At 59.8% G+C, this 19,744-nt stretch carries 17 protein-coding genes; 12 read left to right on the top strand and 5 right to left on the bottom strand.

All coding sequences use genetic code 11. The features are described from left to right. The 3 genes from AC0QTX_RS19440 to AC0QTX_RS19430 form a co-directional block, all read left to right on the top strand. On the top strand, positions 1-456 hold a 456-nt coding region (locus AC0QTX_RS19440), incomplete at its 5' end, for a sensor histidine kinase (protein ID WP_474605467.1). A gap of 93 nt (positions 457-549) precedes the next feature. Continuing rightward, positions 550-720 (top strand): response regulator, encoded by a 171-nt coding sequence (locus AC0QTX_RS19435; RefSeq protein ID WP_474605466.1) that lies wholly within the window; start codon positions 550-552, stop codon positions 718-720. Between the two features lie 71 nt (positions 721-791). Beyond that, positions 792-4,160: a PAS domain S-box protein gene (locus tag AC0QTX_RS19430; protein ID WP_474605465.1), complete on the top strand. Its 3,369-nt coding sequence runs from the start codon at positions 792-794 to the stop codon at positions 4,158-4,160. Positions 4,161-4,613: 453 nt separating this feature from the next. Here AC0QTX_RS19430 and AC0QTX_RS19425 read toward each other — a convergent pair whose 3' ends face one another. Continuing rightward, on the bottom strand, positions 4,614-4,967 hold the full coding sequence (locus AC0QTX_RS19425; protein WP_474605464.1) for a hypothetical protein: 354 nt from the start codon (positions 4,965-4,967) through the stop codon (positions 4,614-4,616). 194 nt (positions 4,968-5,161) lie between these two features. On the opposite strand from AC0QTX_RS19425, the gene AC0QTX_RS19420 reads away from it, so the two are divergent. The 3 genes from AC0QTX_RS19420 to AC0QTX_RS19410 all read left to right on the top strand — a co-directional run bounded on the left by AC0QTX_RS19420 (position 5,162) and on the right by AC0QTX_RS19410 (position 8,699). After that, entirely contained in the window at positions 5,162-5,638 is a 477-nt protein-coding gene (locus AC0QTX_RS19420) for a MarR family winged helix-turn-helix transcriptional regulator (RefSeq protein WP_474605463.1), read from the top strand. A gap of 234 nt (positions 5,639-5,872) precedes the next feature. Beyond that, on the top strand, positions 5,873-6,577 hold the full coding sequence (locus tag AC0QTX_RS19415; protein WP_474605471.1) for a L,D-transpeptidase family protein: 705 nt from the start codon (positions 5,873-5,875) through the stop codon (positions 6,575-6,577). A 718-nt stretch (positions 6,578-7,295) separates the two neighbouring features. After that, entirely contained in the window at positions 7,296-8,699 is a 1,404-nt protein-coding gene (locus tag AC0QTX_RS19410) for a tyrosine-type recombinase/integrase (RefSeq protein ID WP_474605462.1), read from the top strand. Here AC0QTX_RS19410 and AC0QTX_RS19405 read toward each other — a convergent pair. Both AC0QTX_RS19405 and AC0QTX_RS19400 read right to left on the bottom strand, forming a co-directional pair. Beyond that, entirely contained in the window at positions 8,679-9,419 is a 741-nt protein-coding gene (locus tag AC0QTX_RS19405) for a DUF4339 domain-containing protein (protein WP_474605470.1), read from the bottom strand. The two genes, AC0QTX_RS19410 and AC0QTX_RS19405, sit on opposite strands and share 21 nt — an antisense overlap. 968 nt (positions 9,420-10,387) lie before the next feature. Next, entirely contained in the window at positions 10,388-10,912 is a 525-nt protein-coding gene (locus tag AC0QTX_RS19400; RefSeq protein WP_474605461.1) for a hypothetical protein, read from the bottom strand. 129 nt (positions 10,913-11,041) lie between these two features. Between AC0QTX_RS19400 and AC0QTX_RS19395 the strand changes: the two genes are divergently transcribed. Beyond that, complete coding sequence (locus AC0QTX_RS19395; RefSeq protein WP_474605460.1) at positions 11,042-11,344, top strand: hypothetical protein; 303 nt, start codon at positions 11,042-11,044, stop codon at positions 11,342-11,344. 77 nt (positions 11,345-11,421) lie between these two features. On the opposite strand, the gene AC0QTX_RS19390 is transcribed toward AC0QTX_RS19395, so the two are convergent. Beyond that, the gene (locus AC0QTX_RS19390) at positions 11,422-11,655 is read right to left on the bottom strand and encodes a helix-turn-helix domain-containing protein (RefSeq protein ID WP_474605459.1); all 234 of its coding nucleotides are present in this window, start codon (positions 11,653-11,655) and stop codon (positions 11,422-11,424) included. A 1,607-nt stretch (positions 11,656-13,262) separates the two neighbouring features. Between AC0QTX_RS19390 and AC0QTX_RS19385 the strand changes: the two genes are divergently transcribed. From AC0QTX_RS19385 to AC0QTX_RS19375, 3 genes are all read left to right on the top strand, one after another. Then, a complete protein-coding gene (locus AC0QTX_RS19385) occupies positions 13,263-13,469 on the top strand; it encodes a helix-turn-helix transcriptional regulator (RefSeq protein WP_474605458.1) in 207 nt (68 codons plus the stop codon). A gap of 240 nt (positions 13,470-13,709) precedes the next feature. After that, on the top strand, positions 13,710-15,389 hold the full coding sequence (locus tag AC0QTX_RS19380) for a site-specific integrase (RefSeq protein ID WP_474605457.1): 1,680 nt from the start codon (positions 13,710-13,712) through the stop codon (positions 15,387-15,389). A 10-nt stretch (positions 15,390-15,399) separates the two neighbouring features. Continuing rightward, positions 15,400-16,494: a site-specific integrase gene (locus AC0QTX_RS19375; protein WP_474605456.1), complete on the top strand. Its 1,095-nt coding sequence runs from the start codon at positions 15,400-15,402 to the stop codon at positions 16,492-16,494. Positions 16,495-16,892: 398 nt separating this feature from the next. Here the strand turns inward: AC0QTX_RS19375 and AC0QTX_RS19370 are convergent, their stop codons facing one another. Further along, positions 16,893-18,443: a 4-hydroxyphenylacetate 3-hydroxylase family protein gene (locus AC0QTX_RS19370; protein WP_474605455.1), complete on the bottom strand. Its 1,551-nt coding sequence runs from the start codon at positions 18,441-18,443 to the stop codon at positions 16,893-16,895. Positions 18,444-18,550: 107 nt separating this feature from the next. Between AC0QTX_RS19370 and AC0QTX_RS19365 the strand changes: the two genes are divergently transcribed. Continuing rightward, positions 18,551-19,180 carry a TetR family transcriptional regulator gene (locus AC0QTX_RS19365; RefSeq protein ID WP_474605454.1) on the top strand — a complete coding sequence of 210 codons (630 nt, stop codon included), beginning with the start codon at positions 18,551-18,553 and terminating at the stop codon, positions 19,178-19,180. After that, positions 19,180-19,710 carry an isochorismatase family protein gene (locus tag AC0QTX_RS19360; RefSeq protein ID WP_474605453.1) on the top strand — a complete coding sequence of 177 codons (531 nt, stop codon included), beginning with the start codon at positions 19,180-19,182 and terminating at the stop codon, positions 19,708-19,710. Before AC0QTX_RS19365 ends, AC0QTX_RS19360 begins: the two co-directional genes overlap by 1 nt. Positions 19,711-19,744 lie beyond the last annotated feature (34 nt).

The following is a 19,744-nucleotide window of genomic DNA, read 5'->3' as shown; positions in this document are numbered from 1 at the left end:
GCCATGGCTCGGGTGCACGACCTCTTGAGCAAGTCGGAAAAGGCTCAACGCGTCGACGTCTCAGTGTACGTGGCAGATCTGTGCCAGGCTTTGAAGCCGATCACGGAAAACGATGACCGCATCCGTCTTGAGGCGAAGATGGAGGATGGGATCCTGGTGGATGCCGATACGGCGGTTCCGCTTGGCATTGTGCTGACTGAACTCATCACCAATGCTGTCAAGTACGCATTCCCGGCTCCACGGTCAGGGACGATCCTCGTTCAGGCGAGCCGCAGCCGGCCAAGATGGGTGGAGCTGGTCGTCCGGGATGACGGGATCGGGATGTCGAGCCTTCGGGAAGGTTCCCTCGGCTATGGCCTCGTCCGATCGCTCGTTCAGCAGATCCGGGGTGAGATCGATATCCGGAGCGAGGCCGGGCTAGCAGTGACAATCTCGTTCCTTGAGGCTGCACGCTAGAGCCGGACCCTTCCCGTGAGCGGTTATGCAGCCGGATAGGGCTCAGGAAGTAACCTGGCTTCCCATGTATCCACGCCATGCCAGGTGAGCCGCATGAAGATCCTTGTCGTGGAAGATGATTCTTTCGTCCGTGAGATGACCATGGCTGGACCGAGGGATGCCGACTTCGGGGTCATCGCAGCGGCCAGAGGCGGGAAAGCTCTGAAGCTCCTGCAGACCGGAAGCGACAAGAGACCCGTTGCGGTGCGCGGCGCATCGCCCTAGATCGCACACCGTTGCCGAGGCCGCCCGGCCACGTTAAGCACAGCCCTGCCCAGCCTCCATCTGGTACTCCGATGCACGATGAAAACACCCGCCTAGCTGCCGCCGGACGCAACTTCCTCTCGGGCGGCGGGGAGATGGGTGCCCGCATGCGCTCGCACGACTGGTCGGGATCTCCTCTGGGAGATCCCGAGACATGGCCACGGCCGCTGCGGATGCTCGTGCGGATGATCCTCAATGCCAAGCAGCCGATGTTCATCGCCTGGGGACCGGATCTCGCCTTCATCTACAACGATGACTACATCCCGATCTTCGGCGCCCGGCATCCCGACGCGCTCGGGCGCCCCTTCGCCGAGGTCTGGTTCGATATCTGGGATCAGATCAAGCCGCTGGTCGACCAGACCCTCTCCGGGCAGGCGAGTTGGCATGAGGACCTGCTGATCCCCATGGAGCGCAACGGGTATCGTGAGGATGCCTGGTTCAGCTTTTCCTACAATCCCGTGTGGGACGACGTCGGCGCAATTTCCGGCATGTTCTGCGCCGCGACGGAGACAACCGGCAAGGTTCTCGGCCAGCGTACGCTACGGGAGAGCGAGGAGCGCGCCCGCGGCGTGCTCGACGGCATGGACGAGGCCTTCATCCTGCTCGACCGGGAATGCCGGGTTCTCCGGATCAACCCGGCGGGGTTGAGGCTGGATATGCGGCCGGAGGCCGAGATCGTCGGACGCACCCATTGGGAGGTCTGGCCGAACACCGAGAACTCGCCGCTGGGTGAGTTCTATAAACGGGCCATGGCCGAGCGCGTGCCGGCCACCTTCGAGAACAGGTACACGTGGCCTGACGGGCGGGAGGCCTGGACCGAAATCAGAGCCTATCCGGCTCCTGATGGCTTAGCGGTCTTCTACCGTGACATCACCGAGCACAAGCGTGCGGAGGCTCAGCTTCGAGAGGCAGAGGACCACTATCGCCATACGGTCGAGCTGAACCCGCAGGTCACCTGGACGGCCCGCCCGGACGGCCAGCTCGATCGCGTCGCCCAGCGCTGGCAGGACTGGACCGGAACCAGCGGCCTCGGAGGAACATGGGCGGAAGCCATCCATCCGGACGATCTCGGTCCCTCGCTGGAGGCCTGGACCCGTTCGTTCACGACCGGTCAACCCTACGATATCGAGCACCGCGCACGCATGCGCGACGGTTCCTATCGCTGGATGCACTCGCGAGCCTTCCCCCGGCGCAATCCGGACGGGGAGATCGTCGAGTGGTACGGCACCACCGAGGACATCTCGGAGCGGCGTTCCAGCCAGGATGCCCTGCGGGAGGAAACCCGCGCCTTGGAGATCCTCAACACGGCCCTCGCCGCAGCGGCGTCAGAACACGATCTCGAGCGGCTGGTCCAGCGTGTGACCGATGCGGGGGTGGAGCTTACAGGAGCGCAGTTCGGCGCGTTCTTCTACAACGTGGAAAACGAGGTCGGCGAGAGCTACATGCTCTACTCGATTTCCGGCGTCCCGCGCGAGGCGTTCTCGAAGTTCCCGATGCCGCGCAACACAAAGGTGTTCGCCCCGACCTTCAGTGGTGAGCGGATCGTCCGCTCAGACGACATCACCAAAGACCCCCGTTATGGCCATTCCGAGCCCCACCGGGGCATGCCCGAGGGACACCTGCCGGTCCGCAGCTATCTGGCCGTGCCGGTGACGTCACGCTCCGGCGAGGTGATCGGCGGCCTGTTCTTCGGACATGCGCAGCCAGGGGTGTTCCACGAGCGCTCCGAGCGGGTCATATCCGGACTAGCCGCTGGAGCCGCCGTGGCCATCGACAACGCCCGCCTCTTCCAGAAAGCGCAGCGCGAGATCGAGGAGCGCCGGCGTGCCGAGGAAGCGCTGCGGCGCCTGAACGAAACCCTGGAGGCTCAGGTTGAGGAGCGCACCCGCGAGCGGGACCAGATCTGGCAGCTCAGCACCGACCTGATGGACGTATGCCGCTCGGATGGAACCCTGATTGCCGTCAACCCGGCCTGGACGACGATGCTCGGCTGGTCCGAGGAGGAGCTGCTCGCCAGCAACTTTCTCGGACTCATCCATCCCGACGATGTCGAGAGCACGCTCACGGAGCTTGCGAGCCTAGACCAGGGTGCTCAGACGTTCCGGTTCGAGAACCGCTTCCGCGCCAGGGACGGCAGCTACCGACTGATTTCATGGACGGCTGTGCCCAAGGAGGGAGTATTCTACGCCATTGGCCGCGACATCACTGCGGAGCGGGCGGCGGCGGAAGCGCTTCGTCAGACTGAGGAGGCCCTGCGGCAGTCGCAGAAAATGGAGGCAGTGGGCCAGCTTACGGGTGGCATTGCCCACGACTTCAACAACCTGCTGACCGGCATCGTCGGCTCCCTGGACATGCTGCGCACACGCGTCTCGCAAGGTCGCCTCGAGGCGGTCGATCGGTACGTGACCGCCGCGACGACGTCCGCCAATCGCGCCGCCGCCCTGACGCACCGCCTGCTGGCCTTTGCCCGCCGCCAGCCGCTGGATCCCAGGCCCGTGCAGGCAAACGCGCTCGTTGCGTCCCTCGAGGACCTGTTCCGGCGTACGGTTGGCGAGACGGTGGCGTTGGAGGTCGTGCTGGCGGGAGGCCTCTGGCCGACGCTGTGCGATCCCAACCAGCTGGAGAGCGCACTTCTCAACCTCGTCATTAATGCCCGCGACGCGATGCCTGACGGCGGCAAGCTGACGATCGAGACCTGCAACGCCCACCTGGACGAGGCCTACATCGCAGCGCAGCGGGACGTGAACCCCGGTCAGTACGTCTGCATCTGCGTGACGGACACGGGAACGGGCATGCCACCGGACGTGATCGCACGCGCCTTCGATCCGTTCTTCACCACGAAGCCCATCGGTCAGGGAACCGGGCTGGGGCTGTCGATGGTCTATGGGTTCGCCCGCCAGTCGGAGGGCCACGCCAAGATCTACAGTGAGGTAGGTCAGGGCACCACGATCAAGATCTACCTGCCGCGCTACCGAGGCGAAACGGATGCAGAAATTGAGGCCGCGACGCTTGCCGAGGCGCCCCGCGCCGAGTCCGGCGAGGTCGTTCTGGTGGTCGAGGACGAGCCGGTGGTGCGCAGCCTGATCATCGAGGTGCTGGAGGATCTCGGCTACCGGACTCTGGAAGCGGCGGATGGACCGGAGGGGCTGAAGATTCTCCAATCCCAGCGGCACATCGACCTCCTGATCACCGATGTGGGTCTGCCGGGCCTGAACGGGCGCCAGCTCGCCGACGCCGCCCGGGAACGTCGCCGCGATCTCAAGGTGCTGTTCATCACGGGCTATGCCGAGAATGCCACCCTGGCGGCGGGCTTCCTGGAGCCGGGCATGCAGATGATCACGAAGCCATTTGCGGTCGATGCGCTCGCGCAGAAGATCCGGTCGATCATCCTGGACGAGTGAGAACTTTGCTGCGAAACACCCCAGCATCCGACAACTCCGCGCAGCATCTCAGTTGACTGCACGGCCACTCGTCGCTCTGAACGGCACCCTATGCTCCGCTCCTGCTCGAACAGTTCAACCCGAGCAGGCGGATTCCAGGCCATAACTGGCATCTCAATGAGACATATAGCGAGCTTCCTGGCCGGTAGATGTATGCGTGCCGCGCTGACGACAATAGCAGCGGCATGGTCGCTTTCTGGCACGATCAGCGGCAGATGGGGCCAAACGCTTCTTGGGCACGGTCGCTGAGAGGCATGGCAGCAAGGAGCTGAACAGGATCGACAGGCGCCGAGGCAAACCGGGATGCAATCCTATCCTGCGACACGACAGGGTGGCTGCTGATCAATCAGGATCCAAGCTGGAATCGATCCGGCGCCGCCAGAACCGCAGTCCGAAGATTTGGATCGAGCGGGATCATTGCAGGTCGGGCAACAGCGTATATGCCGACAACACAAGCTCGACAGCAACATCAAGCTCATCCTCGTCAAACTCATAGCTGCCGCAGAAAGCTATAACTGAGTTGCTCGCGTGAGAATAAACCTCCACCCACAAAGGCGGAAATGTGGGCAGGTCATAATCCTGGTGATGCTCGGTAACCCGTACCTCAAGGCTGCCAACACGCAGGATGCTAATGGTGCGGGAACCGTTGCCCTGCACCGGAGCGAAGATGAGCCGGATGTAGGCCCGGATGATCTCTTGCTCGACCCAATCGCGAGCGGGGATCGTCTGCGCCTCGGCGTTGCCGGGCATTGTCAATGACTGCGACATCTATTTTCCATGATCCAAATGGCGCCTCAATATCCGGTCCGTTTGGACGGGAGCTTCGAGAGGGCGGCGTTCTAGGACGAGACGCAACCAACGTCATATACATAGCGCACTATTAGATTGGACGCAATACAACTATTGAACAATTAGTTAGGGCGCAATATAATATGACCAGCGAGGCGATTCCGAGGACTTTCATGCCAGCAAAGAAGCCGCCCCAAAGCGACCAAAGCGCCATCCTGGAGCTTTCCAGCCAGTTGTGCTTCGCGACCTACGCAACAGCACATGCCTTCAACCGGGTCTATAAGCCTCTGCTTGATCCTCTCGGGCTGACATATCCGCAGTACCTGGTGCTGCTCGCCCTGTGGAAGGAGGATAACGTGACCGTTAAAGAAATCGGTCAGCACCTCTATCTTGACTCGGGAACGCTCACGCCGTTGCTCAAGAGACTGGAAGGAGCAGGAATCGTCCGGCGGACGCGAGACTCTCAGGATGAGCGACAGGTACGGGTGAGTCTGACCAGGCAAGGCCATGATCTCAAGGCACCTGCCATGAAGGTATGGAATGAGGTCGTCTGCGCGACTGGCCTGGACACTGAAAATTTCAGATCCCTGAAGGATCAACTCAACGAACTCCGTGAAAGCCTCAACGCTCACCCAGGTCAGAGGAATTGACAGTTGACCTGTCGGGTCAGCTATCCCGCGCGGTAGCATGATCTCTGCACCTATCCCGCTTCGGTCCAGGCTGTCCGACACCTTCGGGGCATGGCAAGCCTCGCGCAGCGAACGCCCGGACTTGCCAATCGGGCCGTGTGACGGCAATCTCCAGCCAACAAGACGTTCAGCGGGTGGTTGCCGGAGCATGGTCTCGTCGGGCAACGGAAGCAAGGGAAGCGGCCAATCATGATTATGGACGTTAAGAACGCCGATGCCGGCGCGATGGACGATGTTGCTCTGCGCGCGCCTCAGGCGGGGCTTCTCAGCCGCCGGTCGTTTCTGGTCGGCTCGGCCGCAGGGGTCGGCGCGCTGGGGCTGGCCGGTTGCGTGACATCCGACGGGATGAGCCTTGCCGAGGCGGCGAAGGTCTACGGCCCGGTGCCCGATGAAAAGTTTCCGATTCCGGCGATCGATGTCAGCAAGGTCGACCCGAAATATTATCGCCGGACCGTTCGCTACGACACCAAAGAGGCGCCCGGCACGATCATCGTCGACCCCGGCAATTACTACGTCTACCGCATCGAGGAGGACGGAAACGCCACCCGCTATGGGGCCAATGTCGGCCGCGACGGGTTCCGGTGGAGCGGTGACGCTTATGTCGGGCGCAAGAGCGAATGGGCGACCTGGACCCCGCCCGCAGCGATGATCAAGCGCCAGCCCGAGGCGGCCAAATGGGCCCGCGGCATGCCGGGGGGCCTCGACAATCCGCTCGGCGCCCGCACGCTCCATCTCTATCAGAACGGCGCCTACACGCTCTACACCATCTACGCCAGCCTAGACGCCGAATCGATCGGCAACGGCATCACGAGCGGCTGCGTCGGCCTCCTCACTCAGGACATGATGCATCTGTACTCACGCACGCCGGTCAAGACGAAGGTGGTCGTCCTGCCGGCATAGCCAGCGCGCAACCCAGGTCGGAGCGCTGCCGGTGCGGGCAGCGCAAACGACAGGCTCGTACTTGGTCTCTGAAGGATTTTACGGGCGGTGATCCCTGAAAGGTCGATGACGCGACCTCCATCGGCACGAAAGACGCCAGGAAGCTCGACACATTTCCGGTTCAGACACTAACTGATCGCTCAGTGGTTGTTGCTGCCGAATGCCGGAGAACCGGGAGGTGCGGCGATAAAGTTCTGGAGCGTTTCCGCGGCAGCTAGCCTGCCGATTCATGCCCATTTGCCGGATCGAAGGTCTACTTCGGGTCAACCACAGCCATTTGGCGCACCGCGGCAAAGATCGGCTCGTGGCGCCACTTCAGACGTTCGGATGTCCCGGCGCACAGTGGGTCGAGCCAACCGCAGATTGCTTGATGTTCGTCCGCACTTACCTGGCGCATTTCCTGGCAGAAAAGGCCGTGGAACGGAAAAAGCAAGAAGCTATGAAACCCTTGCCGGTTAAGGGTTTAAAGTGGTGAGCGCGCTGGGACTCGAACCCAGGACCCTCTGATTAAAAGTCAGGTAGCGGGACCATTCCAGCGATTGATGACGATAGCCCGGTGAGCATAAATGATTGGTATTTCTGAATTTCTGTGGGTTGATTATTCCTGACGATGGCTCCGCTTGCAAATTTCTGGCTACCTATTTGCCATCCAGGTAGCCAAGAACGAGCCCCACCCATCATGCCCACTTGCAAGCTCACGAAGCGCATCATCGATACCCTCCCCGCCCCTGCCAGTTGCGACGAGATCTGGTGGGATGAAGACCTCAAAGGTTTCGGTCTGAAGATCACCCCAGCAGGGCGCAAGGTGTTCCTCGTTCAGTACCGGCCGGCGGGCGACCGCCGCAATCCTCGCAAGTACACAATCGGAGAATATGGCCCGACCACGCCTCATCAGGCCCGGGTCGAGGCCCAGCGGGTCTTGGCCGAGCGGGCGGCCGGGCGTGACCCTCAGGCGGAGAAGCAGATCGCCAAGCGCCGCATCGCTTCTGAACAGGTGGCGGATATTGCGGCGGAGTTCATCGTCAGGCACGCATCACAAAACCGGACGGCCACAGAGACCACACGCATTATGAACCGGGAGGTTCTGCCCTACTGGGGCTCCTGGACAGTCGCTGAGGTGCGCAAGAGGGACGTGATTGCTCTCCTCGACCGCGTCCGCGAGCGAGGCTCACCCATCATGGCAAATCGGGTGCTGGCGGCCGTTCGTAAGTTCTTCAATTGGTGCATCGGACAAGGCATCCTCGATGTCTCCCCTTGCGCCGGGGTCGCCGCGCCTGCCCGCGAGCAGGCACGGCATCGGATGTTGACTGATGACGAGTTATCGAAGGTCGTGCGTGCAGCCCGCGAGATTGGGTTTCCCTTTGGCTCGATCGTGGAGATGCTGGCTCTGACGGGCCAGCGTAGAGATGAGGTCGGGCGCATGGCATGGGCGGATCTGGATCTGGAAAAAGGACTTTGGACCGTTCCGGGTGAGCACGCCAAGAATGGCAAACCCCACACGGTTCACTTGACTCATCCAGCCCTCGAGCTTTTGTCCCAAACACCTCAAACCGGCCACCTGGTATTCTCTGCAAATGGCACGACCCTGTTTCAGGGCTACTCCAAGGCCAAAACACGGCTCGATAGCATCTCAGGTGTAAGTGGCTGGACGCTGCACGATCTGCGCCGCACAGTTGTATCGGGTATGGCGCGCCTTGGCGTGGCACCGCACGTAGCAGACAAGATTCTCAACCACCAGAGTGGCACCATCTCTGGGGTCGCCGCTGTCTATCAACGACATGAGTTCATGCCGGAAAGGAAGGAGGCGCTGCAACGTTGGGGTAACCACATCAATTCGATCAACCTCCCATCTATAGAGCACTCCGTTGGTAAGGAAGACGTCGAGAGTTCGATCCTCGCTGGCAGCGCTAGCCAAACTCTTGAAGGATCAAGGGCTCGAAGGCCAACCACTCCCCTGTCCCCCCACATCTCGGAAGCGAACAGTGGGAGAACTCCCCGCAATCCTAAATTAGGATCGAGATTGGATTCCGTCCTCTCGGGAGCCCCTAGCGAGACGGCTGGCTCATGGCAAAACAGTATCTAAATATCGGATGACAGCGAGTAGAGTGAATGCGTTCAGAGTAGCTCCAAGAAACACGTAGAGTTTCACAACATAGACCCAAAACCGCTTTCCCGTACGCCGTGTGTGATTGTTGGCGGAGCGCCACAACCCAACCAACTGCCAAATTGATATGGCAACTATCGCCGCGACAGCTGCTGCCAATAACCCAATTTCTTCCATAGGTATAAGCTGAACACTGATGTTGGTTAGAGCAGATAAACCTACACCGACAAGCCAAAATGACTGCGCGAGGCTCAGCCCACCCCGCCAATGGCGAGCGAACCAGTTACTGTCGATAGGCGCTGCGACTTCCGGTATAGAAGATGCTCCTTCAGGCAGAGGAACGGCTGTCGACGCAGATCGGATTGGCTGATGCGTTGGAAGTGTCGAAGTGCCTACTGGATGCGATCCGCTAGGGGATGAGCCAAGTGTATTATCACGAGTAGTATAAGCGGAGCTCTCATGCTGAGACGGAGGGACAAACAGTCCAGGTACCACCCTTGCTGGCTGCCATTCAAGCCAACCGGCTCTCCATACCAGAGTACTTGGCACAATCTTATGAGTAGAGATCAACTGCACAAGTTGAGCAAGCTCGTAAGGTCCCTCGTTCTGGCCGTCATGCTGGATATACCAAAATTTGTCTGTGTGAACCTGCTCTACAGCCCTGGATGCTTCATTCGCCCCTTGTCCCTCATAACTCATCAGAACTGCAGGAGGGTGCTCCTGGAAAATCTCAGTTTCAGGCTTGGGGTTCGGTTGGCTATCGAGCTCAGAGAGCCTGTCCTGAATTCTGATCTGTAGCCGAACAGCGGCCGGAGTGGACCTAGGAGCTAGTGCGCCTTCGATCTGGCGCAGGGTATCCGGATCGGCCCAATGCCGTTCTGCGAGATCCTTCAGATACGCGAGGGGAAACCTGGTAAATCCCCTACTGCCAACACCTGCAGCGGACTCGGTTGTATCATTAGCCTGATTATCACTCGTGAAGGACAAGTTCTCTCCTTTGCTTGTCTAATCCGATGGTGAATTGGCCGGAATCGTCTCGCAGGGGTGCCTAGCTTTTCTGTGTTGCTGACATATGAGCCGAGCCTCTGCGAGGATTTCCCTCGTCTGATTAACCCAATTGCCCTGTTTCAGTTCAGCTCGAATAGGAGTTAAGATCTATCTGTTGGAATAATTTGGGGGCTTAGGTGCGTATTACGTTGGTGCTTGTCTGTTCAGTGGGCTTCTTGGTTTTTACTAATCCATCCTTTGCGCGTTGCATCGGCTACAGTGGCCCAGGAGGGCCTTGTTATACCGGGCCGGGCGGCGGATTGTACACGGGACCTGGTGGCGGCGCTTACACAGGGCCCGGAGGCGGCGCCTACACCGGTCCTGGGGGTGGTGCATATGCTGGGCCCGGGGGCGGTGCCTATACTGGACCCGGAGGAGGCCGATACACGGGACCTGGAGGAGGTGCCTATACGGGGCCGGGCGGTGGCGCGTATACGGGACCTGGAGGTGGCGCATACGCTGGGCCGGGCGGCGGATGTTACTCAGGCCCAGGGGGACGGAGCCGTGATCCCTGGAACCGGCCGAACCCATTCTGCTGATAGCGTTCCTGCTTGAATGTTCGAATAGCCCAAACACACGATGGGCCGGGATCAGCTCGCGAGGTTGCCTGGCCCAATTACTTATGGATTGAGGGGCGGTGTTTGGTGAGCGGGTGGTGGGCGAAGGCCCTGCTGAATAGCGTCTATCGTCGGGAAACGATCATTATAAACGATGGCGGCCGCTATCATGCCACCTATGATCAGCGGCGCTAGGATCGCCGTAACGAGAGCAATCAAAAGTTGCCGCCAGAAGTTGCCTCCTGCTTTCACCTCAGTGAGGATCTCGGCCTCCAACACCCGTCGCTTCTCTTCCTCAATTTCGTCAGCCAAGTACTCACGAGCAGCCGTGTCGAAAAAGCCAGCGGCCTCATTCCGCATTTGCTGGTAGCGGCCTTCGGTCAGGTTTGCGATCCACTCACAAATATCTTGGTCCGTGGGAGGGGTGCCGTTCTTTGTCGATACGTGGGAAATCCACTCTTGAAGTTCACTTCCGAAGATTGCGTAAGCTAAAAGATCAATTTCGTAAGGCGTTGACTCATCGCTTGTGAGGTATTCAAAGACCTCGCGTTCATTTGCTGGCATCACGCTTAGGCCTAAATGTTTCATGTTGCTTATTCGCGGAATGCAACGCCTTTGCAACTTTCTTAATGCTAGCTTGAGTTAGGCTACTGCTGGCCGCGGACTTCCCGGAACTGCGCTTGGCCGTACCTGAAGATATGAACTTGCCGCTGGCTGATGATCGGCCGATCTTCTTCACTGTTATCACCTCTCGATTTCTCACAATCTCATAGCGGTGCGAGGGCTTCAAGCCTGCCCAATGACCAAACAGGCGAAAACCGCTCCTGCCTAACGGACCCCATAGCCAAAGAAGCGAAGCCACTCGACAAGGGCTACAGCAACCGCCGTCAGAACTCCGATTACGGCAATTGCCTGCTGGAAAGTGTTGAGGGTGATTGTGCGGGCAACTTCAAGGCGTTTACCTGCCCAATAGAGATTTCCGTCATCATCAACGCCGAGCTGATCGACGCCTTCCATTGAGATACCTTTAACGCCTTTAGGCCAACCGGGCCTATCGTCTCGGGTGCGAGCGTGGGGGTACAGGTTGTCGAACTCACTCACGATGCAAGGTCCTTCTTTAGGCGCACCCCAGCCCCACCACCGTTCTCGGGAATGAACTCAACGCCGGCAGCTTCGAGAGCTGATTGAACAGCAGCAACCGTACGACGCCTGAGCTCCTCGCCCCGCTCTAAACGAGCGATCGTGTCTGGCGAAACCTGAGCGGCTTCAGCCAACTCTCGGACACCTAGGCCTAGGGCAACCCTCGCCATCTTGCATTGAACAGGAAGCATTTTCAGAACCAGGTTACGATTTTAAGCGATAGCACCGTCAGAGCGCATCATCGTAACGTGGTTCTGATTTCAGAACAAGAACGATACAGCCGCGCCGGGTGGTGTCACACCGAACACGGCCTATCCTATCAACGCTTTCTAGGAGCGTCTCATGGGTACCTGTACCAGTATCACACGCCGCTCGATCCTTGCAGGCTTCGGCGCTGCAACCGCTAGAGCAGGCATTACTGGATCTGCTCTGGCAGCCTCCCAAACTCTCTGCGCCAGCAGGCCGAAGATTTGATTTGGGAAGTTCGAGAGGTTCGGATCGGGCTCTATAGATGGCTAGTACACCTTACATTACTGTATCGGACTTAAGCCCGACTTGGCTGAGCATCCTTGGCACTCAAATATAGCTCGGAACCCCGTGTTGGTTTCGACTACATACCATAATGCACCAATCATGGATCGATTTCGCAGTTGATCGTCAGACCGTTCGTCGAACAACCTGGAAGCATATGCCTCTTATCATCTTACCGAACCCAACTTGGATCTTCCTGCCCCAAGCTCCATTCGCAATAGTAGCTACGGATGTCGATACTAGATCCATCTTTCTGCGACGCATGAGACAACGCCTAGTTCGATCGAAGCCAAAGTTTGCCTTTTGCAAGCGATCAAAGATCCTGAAACACCTTGTCTTAGACAGTTTCAAAATTTCAATAGACATGAGTGCCTTGCGTTTTAGCGCCACCTACGATGGTGAGCACATCTGGAGCGTGCATTTCTGGGATATCGTTAGGTATGATGTCGAGGAGGAGACAGAGCTAAACTCAGCCGAATTCAGCCTCTTTGATGTGGTCCATCGTATCTGGACGACGGCTCTCGATATCACCAATGCAGAACTTGCACAGCAAAGCTGGCACATCGTAGCGCGGGTCGACAAGCCGACGGCACCGTTCAGCGTGATACCACCAGACGTATGGTGCAACTTTGAAATTACCGATTGGGCCCGAGGCACTGCAAAAGCGACAAGCGGTGACACCTTGTACTCAGTTCACCTTGCTCCAACCAAGAACTATGAGAACACGGGCGACGGGGCATTGTCGTCTCGAGCCACATCCGAATGCAGATCAGAAGTCTCCCATTCTTGGCCGAATACCTTTCTGTACTCACTTCGCACGGCAACCCCAATACTCGACACGGAACGCTACTTGGCGCAGCCCATACTGGATGAAGCCACTGAGGTTTCGTACCCTGATGCAGTCAGCGTTGGGAGCACCAAACACGAGGCTACTGACCGAGAGCGACAACCTAAGAAGGCTGGCGGAGCAAAGCTAGCCAATGCCAGAGCCGCAATCATCTCCGTTTATGGAGGAATTCCGTCGTCTGCTGAGGTTTCGAACAAAACGCTTTGGAACGACGTACAAATACACCTGCAAAGGGAGGCTGAGCGATCGGGCCGACCTTACCAGAAGCCCAGCAACGATACGGTTCTTAGAGCGGCAGAGAGGCGCTTTTAGCAGGCAAATTCAGCAAAATGCGCATGCGCCATTTGCGGCGTGCATCGTGAGCTATTGTTCGGCACCTCTTGTCTATGGCTGTACGCCGTGGGCTATGGAGGAGATGCAATGAACGACAAACAATCTGAGAGGCTGCTGACCGAAAAGGAAGCTGCCACACGCCTCAAGGTGAGCCGAAGTTTCCTGGCGAAAGCAAGGATGAAAGGGAATGGTCCCTCCTTCGTCCGTATAGGAGAGAAGGCGATCCGCTACAGGTTGGCTGCGCTGGAGCTTTACGAAAAGGCCAACACTCACACATCGACGAGTGAGTACTAAAACATTAAGCGCCCGGCGTCATGCCGGGCATTTTCGATCACGTTTATGCCGCTCTCGGCACTTCGGAACAACCGGAAACAATAAAGAACAAATATCAACTTAGATGTACTTTGTGATATCAAGATTAGTATGGCACATTGAAGTACCAGGCGATGGTATTCACTTGACGTATTCACAATGTTAACTAACGTACATCACAATACTTCCTGGGGAATAACCAGCTATGTTTGGGAGATCATAATGAGCCCTGCCCCGGAGCCATCCCTGCAGGATCTGATCAACGCCCTCACCAATGACACGACACTCCCGCTGCTGAGGCGGCGCCAGTTGACGTGCTCCGTTCGACGGATCGCAAAAGCCCTGGATCGTCGGCCTGACGAACTGCCCGCCTCCTGGAGCAGGGTTCGCTCTCGTGTTGAGCGGATCCACCCGGCCGAAATCGGGTGGACTCCTCAGACTGCAGCCAATCACCGCTCCTGCCTGCGCAAGGCCCTGCAGTGGTTCCAGCCAAACTCTACGTCTCAGCAGACGGGCAGGAAGCTTACTCCAGCCTCGGCGGCAGTTTGGGCGCTCCTCGTGGATGAGACCCCGAAGAAGCGGTTGGGGTCACTGATCAAGTACTGCTCGGCCCAGGATGTCCGGCCTGACGAGGTCGGTGAACCGGTCCTCGATGCCCACATGCGCTACCGAGAGGAGGAAACGCCAGAAGCCTACGGTGTTTCTGAGCGACGGCAGATCGCTCGGGCATGGAACCTCTGTGTCGAAACCATTGTAGGCTGGCCCCAGCAGCAACTCATCGTGCCGTCCGACCGGCGCTACAAGGGACCAGCTTGGACCGACTTTCCAGAGAGCCTCCGGGCCGAAGTCGAGGCCTACTTCGATGGCATCACGCGCCATCCGCAGCGGCTCGGAACAGGTAATGCAAAACGTTGCTCGCCCAGAACCATCCAGACCCGGCGGCGGGAGCTCATCGCCTTCGCCGGCAAAGCGGTCTCGATCGGATACCCGATCAAGACCCTCACCTCCTTGTCTGTTCTCATGGACCCCGCATTGGTCCGGGATGTAGTCGAGGCGTATTGGGCCGAAGACGGTGAAAAGCCCAAGCGCTACACGGTCGACCTGCCCTGGAGGCTTTTCGTTGTTGCCAAGGGCACCCAATGCTTGAAGCCGGAGGCCCTGAGAGAACTGTCGGAGATCCGGTCCGCAGCACAGAAGCAGCAGCCACGCGGCCTGACCGAGAAGAACCGGAGTGTCATCCGATCGGTCAAGTCAACCGGTGTTTGGGCGCGGGTCGGCGCGCTGCCTGAGATCCTGATGCGCGAAGCACGGCGGGAAAAGGCCAGCAGCCCCTACAAGGCTGCCCTCAAAGCGCAGATAGCTGTCGCAATTGCCATCCTGACGGTGGCGCCAGTGCGCATCGGCAATCTCGCTGCAACCAAACTCGATCGGCATCTCTTCCGGGTCGGCGGACCGAGAGGGCTTTTCTGGCTGCAGTACGAAGCCCAAGAGGTGAAGAACCATGTGGATCTCGAGTTCACGTTTGACGCTGAACTGACGGCCCTCGTGACCGAATACATCGAGGTGCACCGACCGGTACTGCTGTGTGGTTCGAACGAGCGCTGGCTCTTTCCGGGAATGAACAGGGGATGGTTCAAGGCCCCTCACCTGCTGAGTGCCCAGATCCGCAACATGGTCGAGACGCGAACGGGATTGCGGGTCACGGCACATCAGTTCCGTCACGTTGCCGCGGCGATGCTGCTCAAGAAGTTCCCCGGTAACTATGCGCTCGTTGCGAAGGTGCTCGGACACAAGAGTATAGCGACATCCATGAACAACTACATCGGGCTCGAGACGCTTGAGGCTAATCAGATCTTTGCAGCACTCGTTCGCGAGAACGTGCGCTCTCAGCGGCTGGCATGAGGTGACTGAAATGATCCGCTCCCTTCCCCTCTCCTTCTGGCCAGACGACGACCAGCGTGCCTGGGCTGAGGCGTGCCGTCCGACGCAGCGACTCCGCCTTGGTGGCCGGGCTTCGCATATAAAGCCTGTGTCCCAGGACGATCTCGCGCGGCGCTATGGCTATTTCCTCTGGACCTTGATGCAGGCAGGGCACCTCGACTTGAGTGCACTTCGAGGCGCCCAGATTACTCCAGAGGCCGTGGCGCGGTTTATCGCGCTAGTCGAGCCACATTGGGGTAGCGTCACCAGATCTCAGTCCGTGTTCAAGCTGAGGCGGATGACCGAGATCTTGGCGCCCGAGAAAGACTTGGTCTGGCTGCGTGCGATCGAGGCGGATCTACGGGCCCAGGCACGCCCGAAGCGCCGTCGCGAGTACGTAACAACCAATGAGCTCCTACAGGCGGGGGAAGTTCTGTTCAAGGAGGCTGAGAGCGCCACTCACCTCAGCCCGAGGAAACGCGCGTGTCTGGCCCGCAATGGGCTGATGGTAGCCCTGCTCGCGGTCTGTCCCTTCCGCCACAAGAACTTTGGCGAATTGACGCTGGGAACCAGCTTCAGCCGTCTTGACGGTAGCTGGTGGATCATCCTCGAGTCCGAGGACACGAAGGGCGGCCGAGTGGACGAGAGGCAGGTGCCGGAGTATCTCAACCCGCTAGTGGAGCGATATCTCGCCACCTTCCGGCCTATTCTGCTGGCCCGACAGGCTGCCACTTCTGGCTGTGGAATGGCCCAAGCCAAAGCCACGCGATCGCTTCCGGACTGCTCATTAGAGGTCATGTGCGGCCCATTATGGATCGCTGTCACGGGAGAGCCCCTCACCTACTCGGCTGTCGGTGCTGCTATTACCGACACCGTAGAAGCGACAATCGGGGTCCGGCTGAGCCCGCATGCATTCCGCCGTGCTGTTAGGACCACAGTGACCTATTCCGGTGGGGAGCATCGCGGCCTCACGCAAGGGGTGCTGCAACACAACAGCACTCGTGTCGGAGATGAGCATTACGACAGCGACTCAACCCGGCGAGCAGGCCTTGAGCTGACCGCAATAATACGGGGGCTCACGAAATAGCCCTCTATGTGTGTTCTGAGGAGCCCCTTTAAGTCAGGACCGAAGCTGCTGATCTACTTGGTAAGTGGATCGACACCACCGCAGGCCTCTGAGGGAAGGAGGAGCAAGGGAAATCTCCTGCCCTTTCAGATGTCCGCTTTATGCCTCTAACCTGACCAAGGCCTTAGGTCTCAGATGTGCCATCAAGAGACATTTAGCCTCCACAGCGCATCGCTCCCCCGATAATGGCAAAATCAAAGTCTGGGCAACAACTCACGTAACGTTCTGCCGGCCTGCCACTTTGCCACAAAGCGCCAGTTCGACCGCATCCAGCGCCAATAAACCTTTGATCGTGGTCCTCTTCCCTCAATGCTTGTGTTGGCGATGGCAGGCGCGGCAGTCGGGTCCGGCCCACGGGTTCACTCGGCAGCAGGCGCGATCGGGACCGGCTCGGCTGCCTGCGGGAGGGCCGGCACCTCACATCCGGTAGCGCAGCAGCGGCCGGGTTGCTTGGAGACGCGCTGGCCCTGGTCGAGGACGCCGCGGTCGAGCAGGCTCTCGACGAGCTCGACCTTCTCCATGACCGGGTAGTTGCGCCAGATCTCCCGCTTCATCGCCTCGGGCGAGCCGCCGCCGTGCAGGGAAATGAGAGAGTACCACCCGCCCTGGTGTGAGACCGTAAGATCCTCAATGAAGCGGGCCACCTCCATGCGCTGCTCCATCGGGATATCGGGGCGTCCACCGAGCACGGCCGTCAGCGAGGCGGCGGTCTCAGGGTTATGATCCTCGTCTGGTCCCGGCAGGGCTACGATCAGACCGCCCGAGACGTAATGCGCGATCTTGTGCATGTCGTAGATCTTGGTCGCGAGCAGCAGCTTGCCGATGTTGGAGAACACTGCGTCCGGCATGACAGAGCCAGCCGGGTCCTTCGTGCAGTAGACGGACGACGCAACACCGCAGGCATAGAAGCTCTCGGTGATGGTGATCAGATCGACCATCTGCTCTCGGATGTGACCATGGCGGTCCGGATCAAGCCCATTCGCCTCGATCATTAGTGCACCGGCGCCGATGAGGAGATCCCCGAAGCCCGCACGCGCGCCGATGCAGGAGTGACGGTGGTGGGTGGCATAGGAGGTGGTGAGAAAGCCGCCCTCCTCGTACTCGCCCGCAAGGAATACGCGGTCGTGCGGCACGAACACGTCATCGAAGATCACGACGCCCGTGGACTGGCCGTACTTGGCCGAGAACTTCGCCGCGGCCTCGCCAGGTCGGCCTGCGGGCCTCGCTACAATAGTCACGCCAGGCGCGTCCACAGGGACGGCACAGCACACCGCAAAATCCGCGTCCTCCTTGGTGTGCGTGCGGCAAGGCATGACGAGGAACTCGTGCATGTAGGGCGCACCCGTGACGATGGCCTTTGTACCGCGAATGACAATGCCGTCGGATCGGCGCTCCTTGATGTGCACGTAGACGTCCGGGTTCGACTGCTGTCCCGGTCGCTTCGAGCGGTCGCCCTTCGCATCCGTCATAGCGACGCCGAGCGTCAGGTCCCGATCCTGAACGTCATGCAGATAATTCAGGAAACGCTGCGAATAGTCGGTGCCGTGATTGTCGTCAGTGCGCTTCGTCGCTTGGAATAGCCCGTTCAGCGCATCGTGGGTGAGATAGCGCTGGGCGCAGCCCGAGACCTTGCACACCAGCCGGACCGCTTCGAGCTTGTAGAGCAGGTCGGTCGAAGTCTCATTGATGTGCAGCATCCGGTTGACGGTCTTGCCCGATGTGCCCTGCCGCGCCGTCATGATGGCTTGGTGCTCGGGACGATGAGCGAAGTCGTAGGTCACGCCGACGCCGTTGATGCCGGGAGCCAGCAGCGGCTCGTCGGCGACGCTCTCAACCCTCTGGCCGCTGACGAATACGCGCGGGCTGTAGGCGCGCAGGGACTCGCGGTAGGCGGCGGCGTCCATCAGCATGGCTTCCTCCTCAATGGCTGTTCCGGACAATTTTGATTGTTAGAACCGCTCGAACTTGAACAGTGTTAGAATTTCTGTCAACTGTTTCGGACTCGGAGGTGTTCGACATGGCGGTTCGGCGGGCGGAGCGACGGCAGGCGGTCAGCGACCACAAGCGCGCGCTCATTCTGGAGGCGGCGCGTGAGGTGTTTGCCGCCGAGGGGTTGGAGGGGGCGAGCCTGCGCGCCATCGCGACGCGGGCCGGCTACACCCCAGGGGCGCTGTACTTCCATTTCGACTCCAAGGAGGCGATCTACGCCGAGGTGTTACACGGGTCGCTGGCCGCACTCGGCCTTGCCGTCGACGATGCCGTCGCAAAGGCCCGGGAACCCGATGCGAGGCTGCGGGCGGCCGCGATGGCGTTCTTCCGGTTCTATGCCGAGAACCCGCGCGACCTCGACCTCGGCTTCTATCTCTTCCGGGGCGGCATGAAGCCAAAGGGGCTTGGCCGTGTGCGTGACGTGTCCCTGAACGACGGCCTCGAAGCGGCCCTTCGTCCGATCGCCGACGCCGCCGAGGCGATGGGCTCCCCACGCACGGACGCGGACCTTCTCATGGTCGACACTTTCGCTCATGCCACGGGGCTCCTGCTGCTGCTCCACACGGGCCGCATCCGCATGTTTGGTGCTTCCGCAGCCGAGCGCATGGAAGCCTATATCGATGAGCGCATAAGCCTTCTGAAACAGGAGACGCGGTAATGCCCTGTCTCGATCGCGAGCACTCCACCCTTCTTGTCATTGACATCCAGGGCAGGCTCATGCCGGCCATCGAGGACGGGCCCGCCGTCATTGCCAACGCCCGGCGTCTTGTCGATGCGGCGGCGATCCTCGATGTCCCTGTCCTGTTCACGGAGCAGAACCCGGCTGGGCTAGGCCCCACGGTGCAGGAACTCACTCCGTCCGGTCCTGTCGCCCACAAGATGACCTTCGACGCGGTACGCTCGCCGGGCTTCCTGGACAGGTTGCCGGCGGAGCGGGCGATCATCGTGGCCGGCTGCGAGGCGCATGTCTGCGTGTTGCAGACGGTGCTCGGGCTCCTGGCGCATGGCAGGCAGGTCTTCGTAGTCCGGGATGCCCTCGGATCCCGGCGTACCGAGAGCAAGGAAACCGCCGTTCGCCGCATGGAGCGGCACGGCGCTGAGATTGTCACAACCGAGATGGTGAGCTTCGAATGGCTCACCACCTGCGAACACCCCCGGTTTCGGGAGGTCGCCGCGCTCATCAAGTGAAACGGGATGCGGAAACTGAGGTGTTCGCGAACAA

This window comes from Microvirga sp. jy35 (genome assembly GCF_056148915.1).
This window is presented reverse-complemented; position numbering and strand designations above follow the sequence as displayed.